At 69.9% G+C, this 24,482-nt stretch carries 23 protein-coding genes and 1 pseudogene; 7 read left to right on the top strand and 17 right to left on the bottom strand.

Annotation, left to right across the window (positions count from 1 at the left end; genetic code table 11):
- Nucleotides 1–30 precede the first annotated feature (30 nt).
- The 12 genes from OG390_RS09355 to OG390_RS09410 form a co-directional block, all read right to left on the bottom strand.
- Nucleotides 31–1,137, bottom strand: a complete 1,107-nt coding sequence (locus tag OG390_RS09355; RefSeq protein ID WP_406166602.1) for a M24 family metallopeptidase — start codon at nt 1,135–1,137, stop codon at nt 31–33.
- A gap of 72 nt (nt 1,138–1,209) precedes the next feature.
- Nucleotides 1,210–2,112 (bottom strand): Pro-rich N-terminal domain-containing protein, encoded by a 903-nt coding sequence (locus OG390_RS09360; RefSeq protein WP_406166604.1) that lies wholly within the window; start codon nt 2,110–2,112, stop codon nt 1,210–1,212.
- A gap of 318 nt (nt 2,113–2,430) precedes the next feature.
- Entirely contained in the window at nt 2,431–3,522 is a 1,092-nt protein-coding gene (aroB, locus tag OG390_RS09365) for a 3-dehydroquinate synthase (RefSeq protein ID WP_406166606.1), read from the bottom strand.
- Nucleotides 3,519–4,001, bottom strand: coding sequence for a shikimate kinase (locus OG390_RS09370; RefSeq protein ID WP_406177570.1), 483 nt, complete (start codon nt 3,999–4,001; stop codon nt 3,519–3,521). Before OG390_RS09370 ends, aroB begins: the two co-directional genes overlap by 4 nt.
- A gap of 29 nt (nt 4,002–4,030) precedes the next feature.
- A complete protein-coding gene (aroC, locus tag OG390_RS09375; RefSeq protein ID WP_406166608.1) occupies nt 4,031–5,215 on the bottom strand; it encodes a chorismate synthase in 1,185 nt (394 codons plus the stop codon).
- 215 nt (nt 5,216–5,430) lie between these two features.
- Nucleotides 5,431–5,829: a (2Fe-2S)-binding protein gene (locus OG390_RS09380; RefSeq protein ID WP_406177572.1), complete on the bottom strand. Its 399-nt coding sequence runs from the start codon at nt 5,827–5,829 to the stop codon at nt 5,431–5,433.
- Between the two features lie 4 nt (nt 5,830–5,833).
- A complete protein-coding gene (locus OG390_RS09385; RefSeq protein ID WP_406166610.1) occupies nt 5,834–6,673 on the bottom strand; it encodes a shikimate dehydrogenase in 840 nt (279 codons plus the stop codon).
- A complete protein-coding gene (gene mltG / locus OG390_RS09390; protein ID WP_406166612.1) occupies nt 6,654–8,426 on the bottom strand; it encodes an endolytic transglycosylase MltG in 1,773 nt (590 codons plus the stop codon). Before mltG ends, OG390_RS09385 begins: the two co-directional genes overlap by 20 nt.
- 123 nt (nt 8,427–8,549) lie before the next feature.
- Nucleotides 8,550–9,014: a Holliday junction resolvase RuvX gene (gene ruvX, locus OG390_RS09395; protein WP_189188023.1), complete on the bottom strand. Its 465-nt coding sequence runs from the start codon at nt 9,012–9,014 to the stop codon at nt 8,550–8,552.
- A gap of 11 nt (nt 9,015–9,025) precedes the next feature.
- Complete coding sequence (gene alaS, locus OG390_RS09400; protein ID WP_406166613.1) at nt 9,026–11,698, bottom strand: alanine--tRNA ligase; 2,673 nt, start codon at nt 11,696–11,698, stop codon at nt 9,026–9,028.
- Nucleotides 11,698–12,048, bottom strand: a complete 351-nt coding sequence (locus OG390_RS09405; RefSeq protein ID WP_406166615.1) for a DUF6167 family protein — start codon at nt 12,046–12,048, stop codon at nt 11,698–11,700. The genes alaS and OG390_RS09405 overlap by 1 nt, the downstream gene beginning before the upstream one ends.
- 7 nt (nt 12,049–12,055) lie before the next feature.
- The gene (locus OG390_RS09410; protein WP_189188020.1) at nt 12,056–12,490 is read right to left on the bottom strand and encodes a DUF948 domain-containing protein; all 435 of its coding nucleotides are present in this window, start codon (nt 12,488–12,490) and stop codon (nt 12,056–12,058) included.
- Nucleotides 12,491–12,649: 159 nt separating this feature from the next.
- Between OG390_RS09410 and OG390_RS09415 the strand changes: the two are divergent.
- Nucleotides 12,650–13,069: pseudogene (locus OG390_RS09415) on the top strand (AAA family ATPase); the annotation flags it as partial.
- An 85-nt stretch (nt 13,070–13,154) separates the two neighbouring features.
- Here the strand turns inward: OG390_RS09415 and rpsD are convergent.
- From rpsD to OG390_RS09430, 3 genes are all read right to left on the bottom strand, one after another.
- Nucleotides 13,155–13,769, bottom strand: coding sequence for a 30S ribosomal protein S4 (rpsD, locus tag OG390_RS09420; RefSeq protein WP_362021045.1), 615 nt, complete (start codon nt 13,767–13,769; stop codon nt 13,155–13,157).
- A 373-nt stretch (nt 13,770–14,142) separates the two neighbouring features.
- A complete protein-coding gene (locus OG390_RS09425; RefSeq protein ID WP_406166618.1) occupies nt 14,143–15,498 on the bottom strand; it encodes a replication-associated recombination protein A in 1,356 nt (451 codons plus the stop codon).
- Between the two features lie 59 nt (nt 15,499–15,557).
- Complete coding sequence (locus OG390_RS09430; RefSeq protein ID WP_406166619.1) at nt 15,558–16,193, bottom strand: vitamin K epoxide reductase family protein; 636 nt, start codon at nt 16,191–16,193, stop codon at nt 15,558–15,560.
- A 139-nt stretch (nt 16,194–16,332) separates the two neighbouring features.
- On the opposite strand from OG390_RS09430, the gene OG390_RS09435 reads away from it, so the two are divergent.
- The 4 genes from OG390_RS09435 to OG390_RS09450 are packed head-to-tail and all read left to right on the top strand — an operon-like array spanning nt 16,333 to nt 19,851.
- Entirely contained in the window at nt 16,333–17,199 is an 867-nt protein-coding gene (locus OG390_RS09435; protein ID WP_406166621.1) for an ABC transporter ATP-binding protein, read from the top strand.
- Nucleotides 17,196–18,041 (top strand): ABC transporter permease, encoded by an 846-nt coding sequence (locus OG390_RS09440; RefSeq protein ID WP_406166623.1) that lies wholly within the window; start codon nt 17,196–17,198, stop codon nt 18,039–18,041. The genes OG390_RS09435 and OG390_RS09440 overlap by 4 nt, the downstream gene beginning before the upstream one ends.
- A complete protein-coding gene (locus OG390_RS09445; RefSeq protein WP_406166624.1) occupies nt 18,038–19,231 on the top strand; it encodes a sensor histidine kinase in 1,194 nt (397 codons plus the stop codon). The genes OG390_RS09440 and OG390_RS09445 overlap by 4 nt, the downstream gene beginning before the upstream one ends.
- On the top strand, nt 19,228–19,851 hold the full coding sequence (locus OG390_RS09450; protein WP_406166626.1) for a response regulator: 624 nt from the start codon (nt 19,228–19,230) through the stop codon (nt 19,849–19,851). The genes OG390_RS09445 and OG390_RS09450 overlap by 4 nt, the downstream gene beginning before the upstream one ends.
- Before the next feature lie 203 nt (nt 19,852–20,054).
- Here the strand turns inward: OG390_RS09450 and hisS are convergent, their stop codons facing one another.
- A complete protein-coding gene (gene hisS, locus OG390_RS09455) occupies nt 20,055–21,317 on the bottom strand; it encodes a histidine--tRNA ligase (protein WP_406166628.1) in 1,263 nt (420 codons plus the stop codon).
- A gap of 12 nt (nt 21,318–21,329) precedes the next feature.
- Nucleotides 21,330–22,043 (bottom strand): MBL fold metallo-hydrolase, encoded by a 714-nt coding sequence (locus OG390_RS09460; protein ID WP_406166630.1) that lies wholly within the window; start codon nt 22,041–22,043, stop codon nt 21,330–21,332.
- A 181-nt stretch (nt 22,044–22,224) separates the two neighbouring features.
- On the opposite strand from OG390_RS09460, the gene OG390_RS09465 reads away from it, so the two are divergent.
- Complete coding sequence (locus tag OG390_RS09465) at nt 22,225–23,073, top strand: peptidylprolyl isomerase (protein ID WP_406166632.1); 849 nt, start codon at nt 22,225–22,227, stop codon at nt 23,071–23,073.
- A gap of 135 nt (nt 23,074–23,208) precedes the next feature.
- Nucleotides 23,209–24,438 (top strand): DUF349 domain-containing protein, encoded by a 1,230-nt coding sequence (locus tag OG390_RS09470; RefSeq protein ID WP_406166634.1) that lies wholly within the window; start codon nt 23,209–23,211, stop codon nt 24,436–24,438.
- Nucleotides 24,439–24,482: the final 44 nt, after the last annotated feature.

The following is a 24,482-nucleotide window of genomic DNA, read 5'->3' on the forward strand; positions in this document are numbered from 1 at the left end:
CGACCCCGGGACACGCGCGTAGCTCGAAGGCTAGAGCGCGAGCAGTTCCTTGGTCGTGATGGTGAGTAGCTCGGGTCCGCCGTCCGCCTCGGGGCGTACGACGAGCGTGTCATCGATCCGGACACCGCCCCGGCCCGGGAGGTGGACCCCCGGTTCGACGGTGACCGGCACGCAAGCGTCCAGTTTACCCATGGCTGCGGGAGCCAGCTGCGGGTCCTCGTCGATTTCGAGCCCCACACCGTGCCCGGTCAGCGCTGGAAGGCCTTCCGCATAGCCCGCGGAGTCCAGTACCTGGCGGGCCGCTCGGTCCACGTCACGGTAGGCGGCGCCGGGCGCCAGCGACTCCCGTCCGGCGCGCTGGGCGGCGAAGACGAGGTCGTACAACTCGATCTGCCAGTCGGCCGGGGAGGTGCCGATCACGAAGGTACGGCCGATCTCGCAGCGGTAGCCGCGATAGGTCGCGCCCAGGCAGACGGAGAGGAAGTCGCCCTCCTCGACCCGCCGGTCGGTGGGCCGGTGGCCGCGCCGACCCGAGTTCGGGCCGGTGCCGACCGAGGTCGCGAACGCCGGGCCGTCGGCGCCGTGGTCGACGAGGCGGCGCTCCAGCTCCAGCGCGAGATGGCGTTCCGTGCGGCCGACCAGGATGGATTCGAGGAGCTCGCCCAGGGCCTGGTCGGCGATCTCGGCGCCGATCCGCAGACAGGAGATCTCCTCCTCGTCCTTGATCACCCGCAGCTGTTCCACCGCACCGCCCAGGTCGCCGAGGCGCAGCCGTGGGGCCACCGAGCCGATGGCGCGGTGCCGGGTCACGGTCAGGTGGTGTTCCTCGACCGCGAGGGACTCGGCGCCCTGGGCCGCGGCGACATCGGCGGCGGCAACGGCGGCATCACCGCCGGCACGCGGCAGCACCTGCACCCGCAGCGCCTCGTCGGGACGTCCTTCGCCGGCCTCGCCGCTCGGCGGCCCGACGCACAGCAGCAGATCCTCGCCCCTGCCCAGCAGGAGCACGGCACCTCGCGGGGCCGCGCCGGCGAGATACCTCACGTTGGCGGGGCGGGTGACGAGCGCCGTCGCACTGCCGCCCGCCGTACAGCGCTCTCGGACCCGCTCTCTGCGGGCCGCGTACACCTCTGGCATGAAACGAGCCTACGAGCGGTGGCCGGATGTCGCCGTTTCAGAGGGGCCGGACGGGCGGTGCGGGTGGGGGGACTACCACTGGGGCGGGCTGGCGATCGACCGGGCGAGCACGTCGTCCAGGACGCGAGCCGTGGCCGGTACGTCGAGCTGCGAGTTGTCGATGATGGGCAGCCCGGAGCCGTACCAGCCGGCCATCCGGCCGTGGATCCGGGCGACTTCCTCGTCGGTGAGGCGGCGGTTTCCGGAGCGCTCGGCGTTGCGCTCCAGGACTATCTCCAGGCCCGGGAGCAGAACGACCGGCAGCAGGCCGGGACCGACGTGCCGCTTCCAGCCACCGAGCCCGACGACCGGGCGGTCCGGGAAGACCGCGTCGTCGAGGATGCAGGAGATGCCGTTGGCCAGGAAGTTCCGCGCGGCGAAGCCGCAGGTGCGGCGAGCCAGTCGGTACTGCGCCTCCGAATGATCGTTCCACCCCGACTGCGGGTCCGCGAAACCCGAGCGCACCCATTCGCGTACGTCGTCGAGGCTGATGTGCGCGGTGGGCACCCGGCGGTGGTCCGCCCAGTACTTGGCGACGCTGGTCTTTCCGGCGCCCGCGGGACCGATGAGCAGCACCGCGAGCGTGGTGGCTGTGGGGTCGGACGCGCCCGCGGCGGGCGGCGGCGACGGCATGGCGACGGGGCCGCCCGGGGGCAGCTGCACATGCCCGGTCGTGTCCGGCGTGGGAGGCACGGGAGCGTGGTGTGCGGGCTGCGCGGCGGCGTGGTGCGGAGGCTGCTGCGGAGCGTGGTGCTGGGGCGCGTGATGCGGGACCTGCGTGGGAGGGACCCCGGGAGGCAGGGGCGCTCCGGTGAAACCGGGAGCGGGTGCGGGACCCGGGTGTCCCGGGTGCTGTCCGGTCGGCGACCAGCCGGCGGCCGTTCCATGCCCCGGCTGGTGGGGCGGCGGCAGCGGAGCCCCCACTGCGTGCTGCATCCGGTGCCACTCCGTCTCGTGTCTTTTGGCTCGTTCGCCTTCGGGACGCCTCAGCCGGCGTCCGGAGGGCGACCGTGCTCAGCCCTTCGGGCCTTGGGGCACTCACCCTCTCGACACCGACGCGTCCCTTCGGCTCACTCGCGTCAGGCAATTGGCGCTGGACGAACGGGGCCTCGGTCCCGCTCGCTACCGAACGGTACCTTCCCCGGCCGCCGTTGTGGGAACGGCCGGGGAACGTGCGAAGTGCCCGTGAGCGAGGGGCAAAACGGGCCAAGTGTGGGCCCGTCGGGAGTTACCCGCCCGTTCGCCGAGAGGCCGTCACTCCCCGACTTCGCCGTACGCGGCGAGCAGCACGGCCGGGTCCGGGCCTTCCAGGACCGTCGGCTTGGCAAGGCCGTCGAGGACGATGAAGCGCAGCAGGTCGCCGCGGGACTTCTTGTCGACCTTCATGTTCTCCAGGAGCTTGGGCCACTGGTCGTAGCGGTAGCTCAGCGGGAGGCCGACGGACTCCAGGATCGTGCGGTGACGGTCGGCCGTCGCGTCGTCCAACCGACCCGCCAGACGGCCGAGTTCGGCGGCGAAGTGCATGCCGACGGAGACGGCCGCGCCGTGCCGCCACTTGTAGCGCTCGTTCTTCTCGATGGCGTGCGCGAGCGTGTGCCCGTAGTTGAGGATCTCTCGCAGCCCGGACTCCTTGAGGTCGCCGGAGACGACCTCGGCCTTCACCTTGATGGAGCGCTCGATGAGCTCCGCGGTGTGCGGGCCGGCCGGGGTGCGGGCGGCCTGCGGGTCCTCCTCGATCAGCTCGAGGATCACCGGGTCGGCGATGAATCCGGCCTTGATGATCTCCGCGAGCCCGGACACGAAGTCGTTGACCGGCAGCGAGTCGAGCGCGGCCAGGTCGCAGAGCACGCCCGCGGGCGGGTGGAAAGAGCCCACCAGGTTCTTGCCCTCGGCTGTGTTGATGCCGGTCTTGCCGCCGACCGCCGCGTCCACCATGGCGAGCACGGTCGTGGGGACGGCGATCCAGCGCACCCCGCGCAGCCAGGTCGCCGCGACGAAGCCGGCCAGGTCGGTGGTGGCGCCGCCGCCGACACCGACGATGACGTCGGTGCGGGTGAAGCCGGACTGGCCGAGCGCCTTCCAGCAGTAGGCGGCGACCTCGGCGGTCTTGGCCTCCTCCGCGTTCGGCACCTGGATGGCGACGGCCTCGAAGCCCTGTCCGGCCAGGTCGGCTCGGAGCGCCTCGCCGGTCTCGGCGAGCGCCTCGGGGTGGATCACCGCGACGCGCTTGGCCTTGTCGCCGATCAACTCACCCAGTTCGCCGAGGAGTTGACGGCCGACCAGGACCTCGTAGGGGTCGGTGCCCGCGGTGCCGCCGACCTGGATACGGGTCACTGCCTCGCTCATGCTTCCTTCAACTCCAGTGCGTCGAGGACCGCCTGGGCGACCTCTTCGGGGGTACGGCCGTCGGTGGCCACGACCTCGCGGGCGACTTCGGTGTACAGGTGGCGGCGCGCCTCCATCAGGTCGCGCCACTGCCGGCGCGGGTTGACGGCCAGCAGCGGACGTGCGGCGTTGAGGCCGGTGCGCTTGACCGCCTCCTCGACGTCCATCGAGAGGTAAACGACCCGGTGCCCGGCGAGCAGCGCACGGGTGTCCTCGTCGAGGATCGCGCCGCCGCCGAGCGCGAGGACGCCGTCGTGCTCGGCGAGCGCCTTGTGCACGGCCCGCTTCTCGATCGCACGGAAGACCGGCTCGCCCTCGTCGACGAAGATGTCGGCGATGGTGCGGCCCTGCTCGGCCACGATGTCGTCGTCCGTGTCCCGGTAGACGCAGCCGAGCCGCTCGGCGACCAGTGCGCCCACCGTGGACTTGCCGACCCCCATCGGGCCGACGAGGACGACGCTCGGAGCGGTCACCGCACGACCAGGTTGTCGAGGTACGACCGGACGTTGCGGCGGGTCTCCGGGACGCTGTCGCCGCCGAACTTCTCGGCGACCGCGTCCGCGACGACGAGGGCCACCATCGCCTCGGCGACGATGCCGGCGGCCGGGACCGCGCAGACGTCGGAGCGCTGGTGGTGGGCCTTGGCGGCGTCGCCGGTGGCGACGTCGATGGTGGCGAGCGCGCGCGGCACGGTCGCGATCGGCTTCATCGCGGCGCGCACGCGCAGCAGCTCACCGGTGGTCAGCCCGCCCTCGGTGCCCCCGGAGCGGCCGGAGGTGCGCCGGATGCCCTCGTCGGTGCGGACGATCTCGTCGTGCGCCTTGGAGCCGGGCACCCGGGCGAGCTCGAAGCCGTCGCCGACCTCGACACCCTTGATGGCCTGGATGCCCATGAGCGCGGCCGCGAGCCGGGCGTCGAGACGCCGGTCCCAGTGCACGTGCGAGCCGAGGCCCACCGGCACGCCGTACGCCAGCACCTCGACCACGCCGCCGAGCGTGTCGCCGTCCTTGTGGGCCTGGTCGATCTCCGCAACCATCGCCTTCGACGCGTCGGCGTCGAGGCAGCGCACCGGGTCGGCGTCGAGCTTCTCGACGTCCGAGGGCTTCGGGTAGACGCCGTAGGGCGCCTTCGCCGCGGCCAGTTCGACGACGTGCGAGACGATCTCGATCCCGGCCGTCTCCTTCAGGTACGAGCGGGCCACCGCGCCCAGCGCCACGCGGGCCGCGGTCTCACGGGCGGAGGCGCGCTCCAGGATCGGCCGGGCCTCGTCGAAGCCGTACTTCTGCATTCCCGCGAGGTCGGCATGGCCGGGCCGGGGCCGGGTCAGCGGGGCGTTGCGGGCCACGTCGGCGAGGATCTCCGGGGCGACCGGGTCGGCCGCCATGACCTGCTCCCACTTGGGCCACTCGGTGTTGCCGACCATGACGGCCACCGGCGAGCCGAGGGTGAGGCCGTGCCGTACGCCGCCGAGGAAGGTGACCTCGTCGCGCTCGAACTTCATCCGGGCACCGCGTCCATAGCCCAGGCGCCGCCGGGCGAGGTGGTCCGCCACCATCTCCGTGGTGATCGGCACGCCGGCGGGAAGGCCCTCCAGCGTCGCGACAAGTGCGGGACCGTGGGACTCCCCCGCGGTCAGCCAGCGCAACCTGCTCAACGGTGCTCCTCATGCTCGCGCCCTGGTACTGCTGCTGCGTACGCGCGTCCTCGCGTACGGCGACGGCGCGACCGGGTGCGCGGCCCTGGCCCGCCACCTCCGATCCTCCCACGTCTCGGCCCGGGATCCGGTCGCAGGTCCATCAGGCGGACGGACCCTGTCAGCTGGTGCGGCCCCGTGTGCGCCCCGCCATCGCCTCATCCGCGCCGCCGCCGTCACGCCATTCGTGCCGCCGCGCTCTTGATCGCCTCGCGGATGCGGAAGTACGTGCCGCAGCTGCAGACGTTCGCGATCTCGTCGATGTCGGCGTCCGTGGGGTTCTTCGTACGCTTCAGCAGGGCGACGGCCGCCATGATCTGACCGGGCCGGCAGTAGCCGCACTGGGCGACGTCCTGCTCCAGCCAGGCCTCCTGGACGGGGTGCGGCCGGTCACCGTCCGCGAGCCCCTCGACGGTGGTGACCTCGCGGCCCGCGGCCTCGGCGACCGGAACCACGCAGGGACGCACGGCCTCGCCGTCGAGATGGCTGGTGCAGGCCTTGCAGACGTCGATTCCGCAGCCGTGCTTGGGGCCGCGGACGCCGAGCAGATCGCGCAGTGCCCAGAGCAGGGGCAGGTCGTCAGCGCGCCGCCAGCGCGTGCTCGCCGGCCTTCCGCATGGCGTCCAGCGGCGCCGGCGAACGCCCGGTCATCTGCTCGACCTGGAGCACCGCCTGATGCACCAGCAGGTCGAGACCGCTGACCACGGCACCGCCGTACGCGGACCAGCGCGCCGCGAGGGACGTGGGCCACGGGTCGTACAGCACGTCGAAGAGGGTCGCGGGCCGCTCCGGGACGGCGGCGGCGAGCGCGTCCGTGGTCCCGGCCGGGGTCGTGGCGATCACCAGCGGTGCCCGCAGCGCCTGCTCCGCGTCCGCCCAGTCCTCGGTCCGCACCTCGACGTCGAGCCGCTCGCCCCACTGCCGCATCTCGGCGGCGCGCGCCTCACTGCGGACGTAGGCGACGACTTCACCGGTGCAGACGCGGGCGAGCGCCGCCAGCGCGGACGAGGCGGTGGCGCCCGCGCCGAGGACGGCCGCGGAGTCCACCTCCTCGATCCCCCGCTCACGCAGGGCGGCGATCATCCCGGGGATGTCCGTGTTGTCGCCCACGCGTCGGCCGTCCTGCGTGAACACCACCGTGTTGACCGCCTCGACCGAGGCGGCCGTGTCGGTGATCTCATCGAGCAGCGGAATCACCGCACGCTTGAGCGGCATGGTCAACGACAACCCGGCCCACTCCGACCCGAGCTCTCCGAAGAACCCGGGCAGCGCCTCCTCGTCGACCTCGAAACGGTCGTACGACCAGTCGCCGAGCCCCAGCTCCTTGTACGCCGCCCGGTGCAGCACCGGGGAGAGGGAGTGGGCGATCGGAGAACCGAGTACGGCAGCCCGGCGGGCGTCAGTTGCCCGAGCTTTCATTGAATTTTTCCTTGAGTCTGTTGAATTCGGCGTACGTCTTGGCGAATTCGGTGTTGTCCTGACCGTCGGTCGCCACGAAGTAGATCCAGCCGTCGCTCGTCGGGTTGAGCGCCGCACTCAGTGCGTCATCACCCGGGTTGCCGATCGGTCCGGGCGGCAGACCCTTCTGCGTGTACGTGTTGTACGGGTCCTTGTTGCTGTTGATCTCGGACTCGCTGATGTGGATCTTACTCTGGCCCTTCAAGTAGTTGAAGGTCGAGTCGAACTGGAGCAGCCTGTTGGTCTCGGTGTTGGTGGACTTCAGGCGGTTGTAGACGACCTCGGCCATCTTCCGGAAGTCGTCATGGGTCTTTCCTTCGGCCTGGACGAGGCTCGCGACCGTGACGAGTTGCAGCGGGTTGTCCAGGTTGAGGCCCTTGGCCTTCGCCTGGAGGTCCAGCGCGTTGTACTTCGACGTGGCCTGCGCCACCATCTTCTTCAGCACGTCCTCGGCCTTCATACCCTTCGCCGCGGGGTATGTGGCCGGGTAGAGGAATCCTTCCAGCGGATCCTTGATATAGCGGTTGCTGTTCGCCCAGGAGGGGAGTCCGAGACTCTTGTATTTCTTCTTGGCAACGTTCGCGGTGGTGCCCTTGGCGAGTTCGAGTTTCTTGTCGATATCCGCATAGACAATCGAGTTGCGCCGCCCTGGGGCGACGATCACGTTGGCCTGGCTCTTGGGATCGAGCATCAACTTGACGGCGCTCGCTGCCGACATCTCCTTCTTCAGCAGATAGGCGCCCGCCTGGATCAGCTTTCCATTGGGATTGTTCTGCTGAGCGGATACGAAGGCGTCGACGCTTTTGACGACGCCGGCGTCCTTCAGCTTCTTGCCGATGTCGTAACCGCCCGCCCCCGAAGGAATCTCGACCGGCACCTGTCCCGTGCCGTCGCCCGCATAGTCGGGCGCCGGGCCGAAGCGATTCTGATAGAACTGATACCCGAAATATCCGACTCCGCCGAGCCCGCCTCCGAAGACCAGCACGACCACCAGGCAGGCGCAGCCGCTGCGGCGCTTCTTGCCCTTGGCGCCACCCTTGCCGCGCCGGTCACCACGGCCGCGGCCGGACTTCGGATCGTCGTCGTCGAAGTCGTCGTCATCGTCGCCGCCACCGGCGAAGAAGGCGTGTTCGCCCTGGTCGGGTCCCGGATCCCAGTCCGTCTGCGGCTCGGGTTCGGCGCGCCGGCGAGCGGGCGGCTCCGGCGGCGGGTAGGCGTCGGGGGTGCCATAGAAGTCGGGCTGCTCACCGTTGTACTGGCCCGCGTAGGGGTCGGCCGGATCGGCGGCGTACGGGACGTGCGGGTGCGTGCCCGTGCTCCAGCCGCCTTCGTTGTACTGCTGCTGCCCCTGACCGCCGTACTGCTGTTGCCCCTGGTCGACGTACTGCTGCTGGCCCTGGCCGTTGTACTGGTGCTGGGCCTGGTCCGCGTACTGCGGGTGCCCCTGACTGGGGAACTGCTGCCGGCCCTGGTCCTGGTACTGCTGCTGTCCCTGGTTGTGATACTGCTGCTGGTCGTGGCCGTAGCCGCCCTGCTGGCCCGTGCCCCAGTCGCCGTACTGCGCCTGCTGCTGCGGCTGCTGCGGATGGTGCTGCGGCTGGCCGCCGTAGGGGGACTGGCCGTCGGCAGCCTGTCCTCCCCATCCGCCGTCCCCGTACAACGGGTCCTCCGGATGCCACGGTTCGGAGCCTGCGCCCCGGCCATACTCAGTCATCGATCCCCTACGAGCCGCGAGGCGGTGGCTGCTGGCGCTTGTGGCACGGCTCCCATCCGCCTCTTTGCTGTGCGGCGACTGTTCGAACACCACCGCATCGCGCGGAACGTTACCGTATCGCGATCAGATGACCACTTCGACGCCCTCGCCGGGAGACGTACCTGACACCCGTTCGGATTCCAGGGCCTGCTGCAGAATGATGACGGCGGCCGCCTGGTCGATCACCGACCTGCCCTTTTTGGACTTCACGCCCGAGGCCCGCAGGCCCTGACTGGCCGTCACTGTGGTCATCCTCTCGTCCACGAGCCGCACGGGAACGGGGGCGATCCCCCGGGCGAGCTCCTGGGCGAAGGCGCGGACCTTCACCGCGGCCGGGCCCTCGCCCCCCTTGAGGGAGCGAGGGAGTCCGACGACGACCTCGATCGGCTCGTACTCCTCGACAAGTTGCCTGAGCCGACGATGGGCGGCCGGGATGTCACGCCCCGGGACCGTCTCCACCGGTGTCGCGAGGATCCCGTCGGGGTCGCACGAGGCGACCCCGATGCGGGCATCCCCGACATCGATGGCGAGACGACGTCCTCTACGCATGTCCCTGGGCCTTACTTGGCCGTCTCGGCGACCAGGCGCTCGACCGCGTCGATGGCCTCGCCGATGGCGGCCGGGTTCTGGCCGCCGCCCTGGGCGACGTCCGGCTTGCCGCCACCGCCGCCGCCGAGGGTCTTGGCGGCGGCGCGGACCAGGTCACCGGCCTTGAGGCCGCGCTCGCGGGCGGCCTCGTTGGTGGCGATGACCGTCAGCGGCTTGCCATTGGCCACAGTGAACAGGGCGACCGCGGCGGCCCGGCCGCCCTGGATGCGGCCGCGCACGTCGAGGACCAGCTTGCGCAGGTCGTCGGCGGTGGTGCCGTCCGGGACCTGGCCGGTGACCAGGGCGACGCCGTGCACGTCCTTGGCGGACTCGACGAGGCCGGCGGCGGCCTGCAGGACCTTCTCCGCGCGGAACTTCTCGATCTCCTTCTCGGCGTCCTTCAGCTTGCCGAGCATGGCGGAGATCTTCTCCGGGAGCTCCTCCGGACGGCCCTTGACCAGCTCCTGGAGCTGGGCGACGACCGTGTGCTCGCGGGCCAGGAAGTTATAGGCGTCGACGCCGACCAGGGCCTCGATGCGGCGGACGCCGGAGCCGATCGACGACTCGCCGAGCAGCTTCACCAGGCCCAGCTGGGCGGTGTTGTGGACGTGCGTGCCGCCGCACAGCTCCTTCGAGAAGTCGCCGATGGTGACGACGCGGACCCGCTCGCCGTACTTCTCGCCGAACTCGGCGATGGCGCCCTGCTTCTTGGCCTCGTCGATGCTCATGATCTCGGCCTGGACGTCCAGGTCGCGGGCGAGCACCTCGTTGATCTGCTGCTCGACGTCGGTCATCACGGCTGTCGGTACGGCGGACGGGGAGCCGAAGTCGAAGCGGAAGCGGCCGGGCTGGTTCTCCGAACCGGCCTGGGCGGCCGTCGGGCCGAGGGCGTCGCGCAGGGCCTGGTGCGTGAGGTGCGTGGCCGAGTGGGCACGAGCGATGGCCTTGCGACGGCGTACGTCGATGGAGGCCTGGGCCTTGGCGCCGACGGTGACCTCGCCGAACTGGACGACGCCCTTGTGGACGTACACCCCAGGGACCGGCTTCTGACAGTCGCGGATCTCGACGATGGCACCGGTGTCCACCTTGATGCGACCGGTGTCGCCGATCTGACCGCCGCCCTCGGCGTAGAACGGGGTGCGGTCGAGGACGATCTCGACCTCGTCGCCCTCGGTGGCGGCGGGCGACGAGGCACCGTCGACCAGGATGCCGACGATCGTCGACTCGCCCTCGGTGCGGTCGTAGCCGACGAAGTCGGTCTCACCGGCGGCGTCGGCGATCTGGCGGTAGGCGCCGAGGTCGGCGTGGCCGGTCTTCTTGGCCCGGGCGTCGGCCTTGGCCTGGTCCCGCTGCTGCTTCATCAGGCGCCTGAAGCCGTCCTCGTCCACCGAAAGGCCCTGTTCGGCGGCCATTTCGAGGGTGAGGTCGATCGGGAAGCCCCAGGTGTCGTGGAGCAGGAAGGCCTTGTCGCCGGCGAGGACCGTGCCGCCGGACTCCTTGGTGTCGGTGATGGCCGTGTCGAGGATGTTCGTGCCGGCCTTCAGCGTCTTGAGGAAGGCGGCCTCCTCGGCGAGGGCCACGGTCTCGATGCGCTTGCGGTCGGAGACGAGCTCCGGGTACTGCTGACCCATCATCGCGATGACCGTGTCGATCAGGTCCTTCACGACCGGACCGGTGGCACCGAGCAGACGCATGTTGCGGATGGCGCGGCGCATGATGCGGCGCAGCACATAGCCGCGGCCCTCGTTGCCGGGGGTCACCCCGTCGCCGATGAGCATGACGGACGTGCGCATGTGGTCGGTGACCACGCGCAGCGAGACGTCGGAGTCGTGGGCGGCGCCGTACTCGACACCGGTCAGCTCGGTGGCCTTCTTGATGACGGCCATGGAGGTGTCGATCTCGTACATGTTCTGCACGTCCTGCAGAATCATGGCGAGGCGTTCCATGCCCAGGCCGGTGTCGATGTTCTTGCTGGGCAGCTCGCCGAGGATCTCGAAGTCCTCCTTCGAGGTGCCCTCACCGCGCTCGTACTGCATGAAGACCAGGTTCCAGATCTCCACGTACCGCTCGTCGTTGACGGCCGGGCCGCCCTCGACGCCGAACTCGGGGCCGCGGTCGTAGTTGATCTCGGAACACGGACCACAGGGGCCGGGGACGCCCATGGACCAGTAGTTGTCCTTCTTGCCGAGGCGCTGGATGCGCTCGGCCGGGACGCCGATCTTGTCCCGCCAGATGGCCTCGGCCTCGTCGTCCTCGAGGTAGACCGTGATCCACAGGCGCTCGGGGTCGAGCCCGTAACCACCCTTGTCCTGGGGCGTGGTGAGCAGCTCCCAGGCGTAGGTGATGGCGCCTTCCTTGAAGTAGTCGCCGAAGGAGAAGTTGCCGCACATCTGGAAGAACGTGCCGTGCCGCGTGGTCTTGCCGACCTCTTCGATGTCGGGCGTGCGTACGCACTTCTGCACGCTCGTGGCGCGCGACCACGGCGGCTTGACCTCACCGAGGAAGTACGGCTTGAAGGGGACCATGCCGGCGGGGACGAGGAGCAGAGTCGGGTCGTCCGCGATGAGCGACGCCGAAGGGACGACGGCGTGACCGCGCTCCTCGTAGAAGCTCAACCAGCGGCGGCGGATTTCAGCCGACTCCATCAGTGGTCCTCATTCCGGTTGTACGAGTACGTCGACCTCTCGACGTACGTCGGGTTCTTGCTGTACTTCGGGGTGTCGCTGTTCTCGATGGCGGCGACGCGCCGGGGGGCGGGCAGGTCGGGACGGGTGTTGAGCCCGAGCGCCTCGTCGAGTTCGGCCTCCCGCTGGGCCATGCCGTCGCGGACGTCGAGCGCGAAGTCCTTGAGCCGGTGGCCCGCCTCGATCGCCTTGTTCGCGGCCTGTGCCGCGAGGCTTTCGGGGGTCAGCTGCCTGAGCTTGCGGTTGACCTTGGTGGTGGCCCACACACCCGCGGCTGCGCCGGCGGTGAACCAGAACGTACGGCGGAACATCGCTGCGTCAGTCCTTCTTCCGCTTTCCCCGTCGCGCGGACGGGACGGTGCGGCCCACGATCACGGTACGCCGGGACGCCTTGTCGGGCACATTCTCACGACGGCCTCCGATGGCCCGGCGCACGCCGTAGCCGAAGGCGGCGACCTTCACCAGGGGGCCCCCGAAGGTGGAGGCGACGGTGGAGGACAGCGCCGAGGCGTTCGACGTGACCTCCTGGACGTCCGACGCGATGGCGTCGACCCGCTCGATCTGCGTCTGTGCGGAGCGCACGGCCGCGGAGGCGTCGGCGAGCAGCGGGACGGCCTGGTCGGTCACGTCCGCGACGAGCTTGGTGGTCGCCCTGAGCGTCTGGGCCAGCCTCGCCAGCGCGACGGCGAGGAAGGAGACCAGGATCGCCCAGAAGACGGCCACCAGGATCCCGGCCACCTCTCCACCGGACACTGTGCACCCGCTCCCTCATGCGTGCCTGAACATCGAAAAGTCGTCCCCCGAGCCTATCGCGCCGGGGCCGCCGCTCCGTACCGCATTAACGGCTGCTCGCAGCCGAGTTGCGCGAAGCGATTGCACGGACCGCTTACGGGTCAGTACGCTCCGTGTCCCATGCGAGGTTCTCAGCCCGCCGTCCCTGCGGCACCCGGCAACCTGCCCCTGGAACTCGACGCGTTCGTGGGACGCTCGGCCGAACTCACGCGGCTGACCGAGGCACTGGAGACGGCCCGCCTGGTGACCGTGACGGGCATGGGCGGCGTGGGCAAGTCGCGGCTGGCGGCGCACGCCGCGGCGCGGACGGACGCGGGCGACGGGGCGTGGCGCGTGGAACTGTCCGCGGTGCGCGATCCGAGCCTCGTCGAGTACGCGGCCGTCGAGGCCCTCGGTCTGACCGATCAGACGTCGCGGCCGCCGCGCCGGGTGCTGCTCGACCATCTCGCCGAGCGTCAACTCCTCCTCGTCCTGGACGGGTTCGAGCATCTGGCGGACGTGTGCGCCTCGCTGGTGGGCGAACTGCTGGCGACCCCCGGAAATGCGCGAACCCGCCGTCTCCCCCACCTCGAAGGGCGGGGAGACGACGGGCTGACGCGCAGGTGGTGCTACGTCCGCAGGAAGATCAGCGGGCGTAGTACTCGACGACGAGCTGCTCGTCGCAGATCACCGGGATCTCCTTGCGGTTCGGCTCACGGTCCAGGCGGAAGGCCAGGGCGCGGAGGTTCACCTGGAGGTAGCGCGGGGTCTCGCCGTCGGGGGCGAAGCCACCCTCACGCGACACCTGGAAGAGGGTCTTCTCGCGGCTGCGCTCGCGGACCATCACGACGTCGTCGGGACGGACGCGGAACGAGGGCTTGTCGACCTTCTGGCCGTTGACCTCGATGTGGCCGTGAACGACCATCTGGCGGGCCTGGTAGATCGTGCGGGCGATGCCCGAACGCAGGACCAGCGCGTCGAGACGACGCTCCAGCTCGATGATCAGGGCCTCACCGGTCTTGCCCTGGACCTTGGAGGCACGCTCGTAGGCGCGGACGAGCTGGCGCTCGGACACGTCGTACTGCGCGCGCAGACGCTGCTTCTCGAGCAGACGGACCTTGTAGTCCGAGTTCTGCTTGCGGCCACGGCCGTGCTCACCCGGCGGGTAGGGGCGGGCCTCGAAGTACTTGACGGCCTTCGGGGTCAGCGCGATACCGAGGGCACGCGACTTCTTGACCTTGGGGCGGGACTGGTTCGCCATGAACCAAACACCTCATGTTTCTGATGCGAATACGGCTTCACCAGGGTTAGGGGAGGTCGCAATCCGCAGCCGGGGAAACCCCGCGGGCCCTGACGGACCTGCTGGGCAGCCGCTCCCTGGTCTGGGCACATACGTGCAGCACGCGAGTGGCCCACCGACCGCTCCGGAAGACCGGATGGTGGTGGGCTGCCCGCGACACCTTCGACGGTGCGCGACGCTCCTGGAATCCCTCCGTGGCGGCAGGGGCTCCGGCTGGATGTCCCGTTCTGGTGGTGCCGACCGGAGTCGGACACGGGACGCAGCGCTTCAGTCATCTTACAGGGGGATCAGGAGCGCTTTCGACCAGAGGCCACGGCAACCCCGCCCGGAGGTGTCAGGGCTTTCCCCGGCCGAGGTGCTTCCTGGTCCACTCCACGGCGTCCGCGTACCGCGCCTCGGCGCCGTGCCGGGTCGGTGTGTAGTACTCGCGGTCCTTGAGCTCCTCCGGGGCGTACTGCTGGGCGGCGATCCCCTCGGGCAAGTCGTGCGGATACACGTACCCCTGGGCGTGCCCCAACTTGGCCGCGCCTTTGTAGTGCCCGTCGCGCAGGTGCACCGGCACGGGTCCCGCGTGTCCCTTGCGTACGTCCTCCATGGCGGCGCCGATCGCCATCGTCGCGGCGTTGGACTTGGGGGCCAGGGCGAGGGCGATGGTGGCGTGGCTGAGGGTGAGCGCGGCCTCGGGGAAGCCGATCATGGCGACTGCCTGGGCGGCGGCCACGGCTATGGGCAGCGCGTTCGGATCGGCGAGGCCGATGTCCTCGCTGGCGGAGATCATGAGGCGGCGGGCGATGAAGCGGGGGTCTTCACCGGCCTCGATCATCCGGGCCAGGTAGTGCAGGGCCGCGTCCACGTCCGAGCCTCGGATGGACTTGATGAGCGCGCTCGCCACGTCGTAGTGCTGGTCGCCGTCGCGGTCGTACTTCACGGCGGCGCGGTCGACCGTCTCCTCCAGGGTCTGGAGGCTGATCTCCGTCTCGCCCTTGTCGAGCGCGGCGCCGGCGGCGGCCTCAAGCGCGGTCAGGGCACGGCGGGCGTCCCCGCCGGCGATCCGCAGCAGGTGCTCCTCGGTGTCCGCGGGAAGCGTGACGGCGTCCTTGAGGCCGCGCTCGTCGGTGAGCGCGCGCTTGACGAGGCCGCGCAGGTCGTCGTCCGTGAGCGGTTCGAGGGTGAGCAGGAGGGAGCGGGAGAGCAGCGGAGAGATCACCGAGAAGTACGGGTTCTCGGTGGTGGCCGCGATCAGGGTCACCCAGCGGTTCTCGACCGCGGGCAGCAGGGAGTCCTGCTGAGCCTTGCTGAAGCGGTGGATCTCGTCGAGGAAGAGGACGGTCTCCTTGCCGAAGCCGCCGGTGGCACGGCGTGCTCCGTCGATCACCGCGCGTACTTCCTTGACGCCCGCGGTGATGGCCGACAGCTCCACGAAGCGCTTGTTGGTGGCCTTGGACACCACATAGGCGAGGGTCGTCTTGCCGGTGCCGGGCGGGCCCCAGAGGATCACCGAGGACGGTCCGGCCGGGCCGCCGTTCCCCTCGCCGACGAGTCTGCGCAGGGGCGATCCCGGCTTCAGCAGATGCTGCTGGCCCACGACTTCGTCGAGGGTGCGCGGGCGCATCCGTACCGCCAGGGGACTGGCGGACGGGTCCTTCTCCTGGCGTTCTTCTGCCGCGGCGGTGAACAGGTCGGGCTCCACATGCAAAACCCTATGTCACGCCACTGACAACGCCGCCGGGCCCGCGAGCACAGCGGGGCTCAGCTGGTCCAGAAGTCCCACCAGCGGGTCAGGATCAGCATCCCGATGATGCCGATGTGCAGCACCGGCAGGACCCAGGTGAACTCGCCGAAGAAGCTCTTCAGCCAGCGCGGGGCTGGCAGGAAGTCGTTGCGGATGTTGAACGACGTCACGTACCAGAACATCGTGATCGTGGCGACCCAGGCGAGGGAGCACCACAGGCACAGCGCGTTGATGCGATACAGCGACTGGAATTGCAGCCAGGTGCAGAATCCGATGCCGAAGAGCGTGCCGAAGTTGAAGGTCAGCCAGTACCAGCGCGGGAAGGTGGCCCGGGCGAGCAGGCTCATGCCGACGCAGATGACGATGCCGTACGCCACGAGGCCCAGCATGGGGTTGGGGAACCCGAAGGCCGAGGCCTGCTCGCTCTTCATGATGTTGCCGCAGGAGACAACCGGGTTCAGGCTGCACCCGGGTACGAAGTTCGGGTTCTCCAGCAACTTGAACTTGTCGATCGTGATGACCCACGCGGCGAGGAGACCGGCCGCACCGGTGATCACCAGCAGCAGGGCGAGCCCACGGCTGCCGCCGACCGTCCGGGGAGCGGCGACGCGTTCCTGGTCGGTCGAGACGTCCTTGACTGTCGTCTTGCTCATCACGCCGTTTCCGTAGCTTCGAAGGGGCCTGCGGGCAGGGTCATTGTGCCGCACCCGCCCCCGTGTCCACCGTTCGATGGACATAAGGAAGTACGCACGGTCGTCCCGGAACGTTCGGTTCGGCGGGAGGCTCGTCGGCATGACAACACACGCGGAGCAACTCGCGGTGGACGTACGGGGGCTGCGCAAGCAGTACGGAGACGTGACCGCAGTCGACGGCATCGATCTGGGCATACGGCAGGGCGAGGTGTTCGGCCTGCTCGGACCCAATGGAGCGGGCAAGAGCACCACGGTGGAGATCCTCCAGGGCAACCGCGGCCGGGACGCGGGCGAGGTCTCGGTGCTCGGTGCGGATCCGGCGACCGGCACGCGCGCATGGCGCTCGCGCGTCGGCATCGTCTGGCAGGACGAATCCGCACCCGCCGAGTTGACGGTGCGCGAGACCGTGCGGCACTTCGCCCGCTACTACCCGAAGCCCCGCGACCCCGAGGAAGTCATCGGCCTGGTCGGTCTGGAGGAGAAGGCGGGCAGCCGCATCAAGGCGCTCTCCGGCGGTCAGCGCAGGCGCCTGGACGTGGCGCTCGGTGTGATCGGCGGCCCTGAGCTGCTGCTCCTGGACGAGCCGACGACCGGCTTCGACCCGGCCGCGCGGCGGCAGTTCTGGGAACTGATCCGGAAGCTGGCCGACGAGGGCACGACGATCCTGCTCACCACGCACTACCTGGAGGAGGCGGAGGCGCTCGCGCACCGTCTCGCGGTCATCGCGATGGGCCGGGTGGTCGCCGAGGGCGAGCCGTCCGCGCTGCGCGAACGCTTCGGCACCGAGGCGACCGTCGAGTGGACGGAGCCCGACGGCACCTCGCGCGAGGAGCGCACGGACACGCCCACCAGGACCGTCGCCGAGCTCATGCACCGCTTCGACGGCGAGATCACGGGACTGCGGGTGAACCGCCCCACCTTGGAGGACGTCTACCTGCGGCTGACCGGACAGGAGGAAGCGCGGTGACCACGACCGCCGTACGCGCGCACAGCGCGACCTCGTCGGGCAGGCTGCCCGGCGCCTGGGGGCTCGGCCTCCAGCGGGGCGCCCTGGAGATCAAGCAGTTCTTCCGCCAGCGCGACCAGGTGGTGTTCACCTTCGCCTTCCCGGTCGTGTTCCTCTTCCTCTTCGCCTCGATCTTCAGCGACGACGTCCAGGGAGCCGGCATCACCGCCTCCCAGCTGTACGTCCCCGCCATGATGGCGGCGGGCATCATGTCCACCAGCTTCCAGTCCCTGGGTATCTCGATCGCGATCGAGCGGGACGAGAAGGTGCTGCGCCGGCTGCACGGCACACCCATGCCACCGGCCGCGTACTTCCTCGGCAAGATCTGGCTGGTTCTGGTGACCGGCGCCCTGGAGACCGCGATCCTGCTCCTCGTCGGCACGACGCTGTACGACGTGGACCTGCCCTCGGACCTCGGCAAGTGGGCGGACTTCGCCTGGGTCTTCGTCCTGGGCCTCACGGCATGCGCCCTGCTCGGCATCGCGATCAGCTCGGTCCCGAAGTCCGGCAAGAGCGCCACGTCGGTGGTCGTCCTGCCCTTCCTGGTCCTCCAGTTCATCTCCGGGGTGTACATCGCCATCGACACCATCCCGGAGTGGATGCTGAACATCGGCGCGCTGTTCCCTCTGAAGTGGATGTGCCAGGGACTGCGCGGGGTCTTCCTGCCCGAGTCGGCGAAGGTCCTCGAACAGGCGGGTGGCTGGGAGTTCGGGCGGATCGCCCTGGTGCTCGGGGCCTGGTGCGTCGGAGGATTGCTGCTGTGTCTGCTGACTTTCCGGTGGAAGAACCGGCGCGACGGATGACGGATCCGGCCGGAGCACGCGAGTCGAACACCTGGGACCGCTCGTTCCGGCTGTGGGACTCGTACTTCGCGATCGTCTGGGTGGCCACTCTGGTGTTCGTGCTGGGCACGGGCCATCCGGGGTGGCACATCCGGGTCGCCGCCGGCGCACTGCTTCTCCTGCTGATTCCCTGGTATCTGGCGGTCGGGCGCCCCATCCTCACGGCCGAGAGCCCGGACGAGTACCGCGCCCTCGGCTACATCGCGGGCGCGATCGTGCTGTTCCTGCCGCCCGGCATCCTGGTCGGCGAGACCCGCCTGATGACGTTCGCACTGGTTCCGCAGTGCTTCATCGGCCTTCGCCTTCGCCGGGCGCTGACGGCCGTGACCGTCATCAACATCGCGCCGGTGGTGGGCTGGGCGCTGCTGTGGTGGCCCAGCGACCAGGACGTCTTCTTCAACACCGTCTTCGCCGTGGTCACCCTCGTCTTCTCCGCGGTGCTCGGCAGCTGGGTCATCCGCATCATCGAGCAGAGCCAGGAACGGGCCGAGCTGATCGCCGAGTTGGACGCCAGCCGCCACGAGATCTCCCGACTCTCGGCCGCACACGGCGCGCTGGCCGAACGGGAGCGCTTCTCCCGGGAGATCCACGACACCCTCGCGCAGGGCTTCACCAGTCTGCTGATGCTGGTCCAGGCCGTCGACGCCGAGCTGGACCACGACGTGCCACAGGCCCGCCGCCACCTGGCTCTCATGGCCGAGACCGCCCGGCAGAACCTCGCCGAGGCACGGGCCCTGGTCGCCGGTGGCGCACCCGCCGACCTCGACGGCGCCTCGCTGCCCGACGCGCTGCGCCGGCTCGCCGCCCGCCATGACGCGACGGTCGACGTGACCGGCCCGGTGCGCGCGCTGCCCGCCGGGCCCGAGGTCGTCGTCCTGCGCTCCTGCCAGGAGGCGCTGGCGAACGCCCGCAAGCACGCGGGGAGTTCGGCCGCGGTCGCGGTCACGCTCGCCTACGCCGACGATTCGCTGGCCGTCTCCGTGCGTGACGAAGGCTGCGGCTTCGACCCCGTCGCGCCGGTCGACGGCTATGGTCTGGCGGGGTTGCGCGCACGGGCCGCCGAGGTGGGCGGTACGGCCCAGGTCCGCAGTACGCCCGGCACCGGCACGACCGTCACCGTGTGCCTGCCCGTCCCCGGGAGCGACTCGTGATCCGGATCATCCTCGCCGACGACCATCCCGTCGTACGCGAAGGGCTGCGCGCCATGCTCAGCGCCGAGCCCGACCTCGATGTGATCGCCGACGCGTCCAGCGGACCACAGGCGGAGGCGCTGGCCGCCGAACTCCGGCCCGACATCGTCCTGATGGACCTGCGGATGCCGGAAGGCGGAGGCGTCGACTCGATCGTCCGCATGACGGAGGCGGGGTTGTCGTGCCGGGTCGTCGTGCTGACGACGTACGAGACGGACCGTGACATTCTGCGGGCGGTGGAGGCGGGGGCGGCGGGCTACCTGCTGAAGGATCTGCCGCGGGCGGAACTCGCCGACGCGGTGCGGGCCGCGGCCCGTGGGGAGACCGTGCTGGCACCGTCCGTGGCCGCGCGTCTCATGGACCAGCTGCGTACGAAGCCGGAGCGGCCGCGGCTCTCGGAGCGCGAGACCGCGGTGCTTCGGCTGGTCGCCGAGGGGTGCACCAACGCCGAGATCGGCCGTCGGCTCTTCATCGGGGAGTCCACCGTGAAGACCCATCTGCTGCGGGCCTTCGGGAAGTTGGGGGTGGACGACCGGACGGCTGCGGTGACCAGTGCGATGCGGTCCGGGTTGCTGGAGTGAGGCCCGCGGCGGAGCCGCTGATGGATTGCAGCCGTCCCCTCCGCCCCTACCCCTCCCGCACTGGTCTTTCGGCTGCGGCTGGGTGGGGGTGGTCGCGCATTCCCCGCGCCCCTTGCGGGGCGCTCCTGGGGGCGTCAGCCCCCAGGAACGGGACGGGTAAGGGCGGCGGGGGCGGAACAAAACCCACCCCGGCCCCCCACCCCTCAGCCCAGCCTCGACTCCAGCGCCGCCACGATCCCGTCCACGGGCACCGCGGTCTGCTCGCCGGACTCCATGTCCTTGAGCTGCACCACGCCCTCGGCGAGATCCCGCTCACCGGCGACGATGGTGTACCGCGCGCCCGACCGGTTCGCGTTCTTCATCGCGCCCTTGAGCCCCTTCGCGCCGTAGGAGAAGTCCGCCGCGACCCCGGCCTTGCGCAACGCCGTGACCACACCGAACAGCACCCGCCGGGCCTCTTCCCCGAGCGGCACCGCGAACACACTGGTGGACGCGGGCAGTTCGAGCGTGGCTCCCTCGGCCTCCAGGGCGAGGACCGTGCGGTCGACACCCAGCGCCCAGCCCACCGACGGCAGCGCGGGACCGCCGATCATCTCGGACAGGCCGTCGTAACGGCCGCCGCCGCCCACCGCGGACTGCGAGCCCAGGCCGTCGTGGATGAACTCGAAGGTCGTACGGGTGTAGTAGTCGAGCCCGCGGACCAGCTTCGGGTCGTCCTCGAAGGAGACGCCCGCGGCCGTGATCAGCTCGCGCACCTCCTCGTGGTACGCCTTGCACGCGTCGCACAGGTAGTCCCGCAGGAGCGGGGCTCCCACCAGCTGCTTCTGAACGTCGTCGCGCTTGTCGTCGAGGATGCGCAGGGGGTTGATCTCCGCGCGACGGAGGGTGTCCTCGTCCAGATTCAGGCCGCGCAGGAAGTCCTGCAGAGCGGCCCGGTAGACGGGGCGGCACTCCTTGTCGCCGAGGGAGTTCAGCAGGATCCGGAAGTTGCGCAGCCCCAGCGAGCGGTACGCCTGGTCCGCCAGGATGATCAGCTCGGCGTCCAGCGCCGGGTCCTCGGCTCCGATCGCCTCGGCGCCCACCTGGGAGAAGTGCCGGTAACGGCCCTTCTGGGGACGCTCGTAGCGATAGTACGAGCCCGAGTACCAGAGCTTGACGGGGAGGTTGCCCGCCTTGTGCAGGTTGGCCTCCAGAGCCGCGCGCAGTACGGAGGCCGTGCCCTCCGGACGCAGGGCCAGCTTGTCGCCGCCCTTGGTCTCGAAGGCGTACATCTCCTTGGTCACGATGTCGGTGGACTCACCGACCCCGCGCGCGAACAGCTCGACGTTCTCGAAGCCGGGGGTCTCGATGTAGCCGTAGCCGGAGTTCCGCAGCGGCGCGGCGATCGCCTCGCGCACCGCGAGGTACTTCGCGCTCTCCGGCGGAATCAGGTCGTACGTGCCCTTGGGGGCCTTGAAGGTGCTCACGGAATTCTCTCGTCACATTCCTCGTCGAGGAGCGGAGGTCGGGTCCGCTCCCAGGCCGGCGGCCACCTGCCGCAGGTACGGATTGGTGGCGCGCTCCTGGCCGATGGTCGTCTGGGGGCCGTGGCCGGACAGCACCACGGTCGAGTCGTCGAGCGGCAGGCACACACGGGCCAGCGAGTCGAGGATCTCGGCGTGGGAGCCGCCGGGCAGGTCGGTGCGTCCGATGGAGCCGGCGAACAGCAGATCCCCGGAGAAGAACACGGACGGGATGTCCGCGTTCTCGGGCATCTGGAAGGTCACCGACCCCTTGGTATGGCCGGGCGCATGCGCGACGGACAGCTCCAGACCGGCCAGCGCCAGCTTCGCGCCGTCGGTCAGCTCCTTCACGTCGTCCGGCTCCCCCACCGTCAGCTCGCCCATCAGCGGCATTCCGATGGACCGGCCGAGCGCCTTCTCCGGGTCGCTCATCATGTACCGGTCGTCGGGGTGGATCCACGCCGGTACGTCGTGCGCTCCGCAGACCGGGACGACCGAGGCGACGTGGTCGATGTGTCCGTGGGTGAGGATGACCGCGATGGGCTTGAGCCGATGCTTCTTGAGTGCGTCCTCGACTCCCTGGGCGGCCTGATGGCCCGGGTCGATGATCACGCACTCCTCACCCGCGGCGGGGGCGACCAGGTAACAGTTGGTCCCCCAGGCCCCGGCGGGGAACCCGGCAATGAGCACGATCGTCCTTCGTGGTGGCGTACGCGGTTGTCTCGTACGGGGTGGGTGGCTGTGGATCAGAGCCTACCGGCGCTGCCGATTCCTCAGCGAACCCATATACGGTACGGGGCACACGCAGGCGGTCGGCTCACAAGACGCACGCGTCCCACTTGACGTACGAGACGCATGAGGAGAAAACCCGGTGGTCAGCCAGGAACAGCGGCGGCGTCAGCTCGCCCGGGAGAAGTTCTTGCGACAGCAGCAGCGGCGCACGGCCGCGCGACGCAAGACACACGCACGCAACGCGGTGGTCGCCTCGGTCCTGGGGGTCGTCGTGGTGGGCAGTGTCGTGTCGTACGCGACCGGGGTCTTCAAGAACGACGACAAGAAGGCCAACGCGGGCGCCGAAGTAACCCCGAGCGCCACGCCGACGAGCAAGGCGCCGGATCCGTGCGAGAAGGCCGCGGCAGGCAAGGTGAAGTCGCTCAGCTGGAAGAAGGAGCCGGCGATCACCATCGACAAGTCCGCGGACTACACAATGAAGATGGCGACGACGTGCGGTGACATAGACATCGCGCTGAAGACGGCCGCCGCCCCGCACACCGTGAACTCGTTCAACTTCCTCGCGGCCAAGGGCTTCTTCGACCACACCAAGTGCCACCGGCTCACCACCGACGGCATCTACGTGCTGCAGTGCGGTGACCCGCAGGGCACCGGCGCCGGTGGTCCGGGCTACACGATCCCGGACGAGAACCTGAAGGACAAAAGCCTGAAGGGCAACGTGTATCCGGCGGGCACCGTTGCGATGGCGAACCAGTACAACGCCCAGACGAAGCAGGGTCGCCACACCGGTGGCAGCCAGTTCTTCCTCGTCTACCAGGACAGTCAGCTGCCGCCCGACTACACACCGTTCGGAACGGTGTCCGATGCAGGGATGAAGGTTCTCAAGAAGATTGCCGCAGCCGGTGCGCAGCCCGCCGACCCTCAGACGGGCAACACCGCACCGAACGCGACCGTGGTGATCAACAAGGCGACCATCACGAAATCCTGACCGTCAACCGGGGAACTTCGGTCGCGCGGGATGCGGACAGGCAACCCGCTGGTCGCCTATGTTGGCCGTGACGAAACTGTGGACGATGCCAGGGGGCGCTGACGCCCCTCACAGGCATCATGTGGAGGAGGCGCTGTGAGCAGCGACCCGTGGGGACGCGTCGACGAGACGGGGACCGTGTACGTGCGTACGGCCGATGGCGAGCAGGTCGTCGGTTCCTGGCAGGCCGGCTCTCCTGATGAGGCGTTGGCCTACTTTGAGCGCAAGTACGAGGGCCTGGTTGTCGAGATCGGCCTCCTCGAAAAGCGAGTGAAGACCACCGACCTGTCGGCGAAGGACGCCCAGGCCGCCATCGACCACATCCGCGAGCAGGTGGACGCCCACCACGCGGTCGGTGATCTGGACACGCTGCGCAAGCGGCTGGACAAGCTCGTCGAGACGGTCGACGCGCGCCGTGAGGAGCGCAAGGCCCAGCGGGCCAAGCAGTCCGACGAGGCGCGGCACGCCAAGGAGGCGCTGGTCGTCGAGGCCGAGGAGCTGGCGCAGAGCGACCAGTGGCGGGCGGCCGGTGAGCGGCTGCGCTCCCTGGTGGACACGTGGAAGGGGCTGCCGCGACTCGACCGCAAGTCGGACGACGAGCTGTGGCACCGCTTCTCGCACGCGCGCTCGGCGTTCTCCAAGCGCCGCAAGGCGCACTTCGCCTCGCTGGACGCGCAGCGCGAGGAGGCCCGCAAGACCAAGGAGAAGCTGGTCGCCGAGGCCGAGTCGCTGTCCGGCTCGGCCGACTGGGGTCCGACGGCGGCGCGCTACCGCGAGCTGATGGCCGACTGGAAGGCCGCGGGCCGCGCCCAGCGCGAGCACGAGGACGACCTGTGGAACCGCTTCCGCGGCGCCCAGGACGTGTTCTTCGCGGCGCGCAGCTCCGTCTTCGCCGAGCGCGACGCGGAGCAGTCGGAGAACCTCAAGCTCAAGGAGGAGCTGGCCGAGGAGGCCGAGAAGCTCGTACCGGTGACGGACCTCAAGGCCGCCCGCGCCGCCTTCCGCTCCATCAACGAGCGATGGGAGGCCATCGGCCATGTGCCGCGCGACGCGCGCCCGAAGGTCGAGGGCCGGATGCACGCGGTGGAGCGGGCTCTGCAGGAGTCCGAGGAGGCCGAGTGGCGCCGGACCAACCCCGAGGCACGCGCGCGTGCCGAGGGGCTCACCGGTCAGCTCCAGGCCGCGGTGGACAAGCTTCAGAGCCAGGTCGAGGCGGCTCGCTCCGCGGGCAACGCGTCCAAGGCCGACAAGCTCCAGAAGGAGCTCGAAGGCCGCCAGGCGCTGCTCGACCAGGCTCTGAAGGGCCTGCAGGAGTTCGGCGGCTAGTTTTCCCGCCACTGCGTAGAGGGGCTCCCGTACGGTGCGTACGG

Origin of the sequence: Streptomyces sp. NBC_00996 (assembly GCF_045162675.1) — a bacterium.
GTDB lineage: Bacteria > Actinomycetota > Actinomycetes > Streptomycetales > Streptomycetaceae > Streptomyces.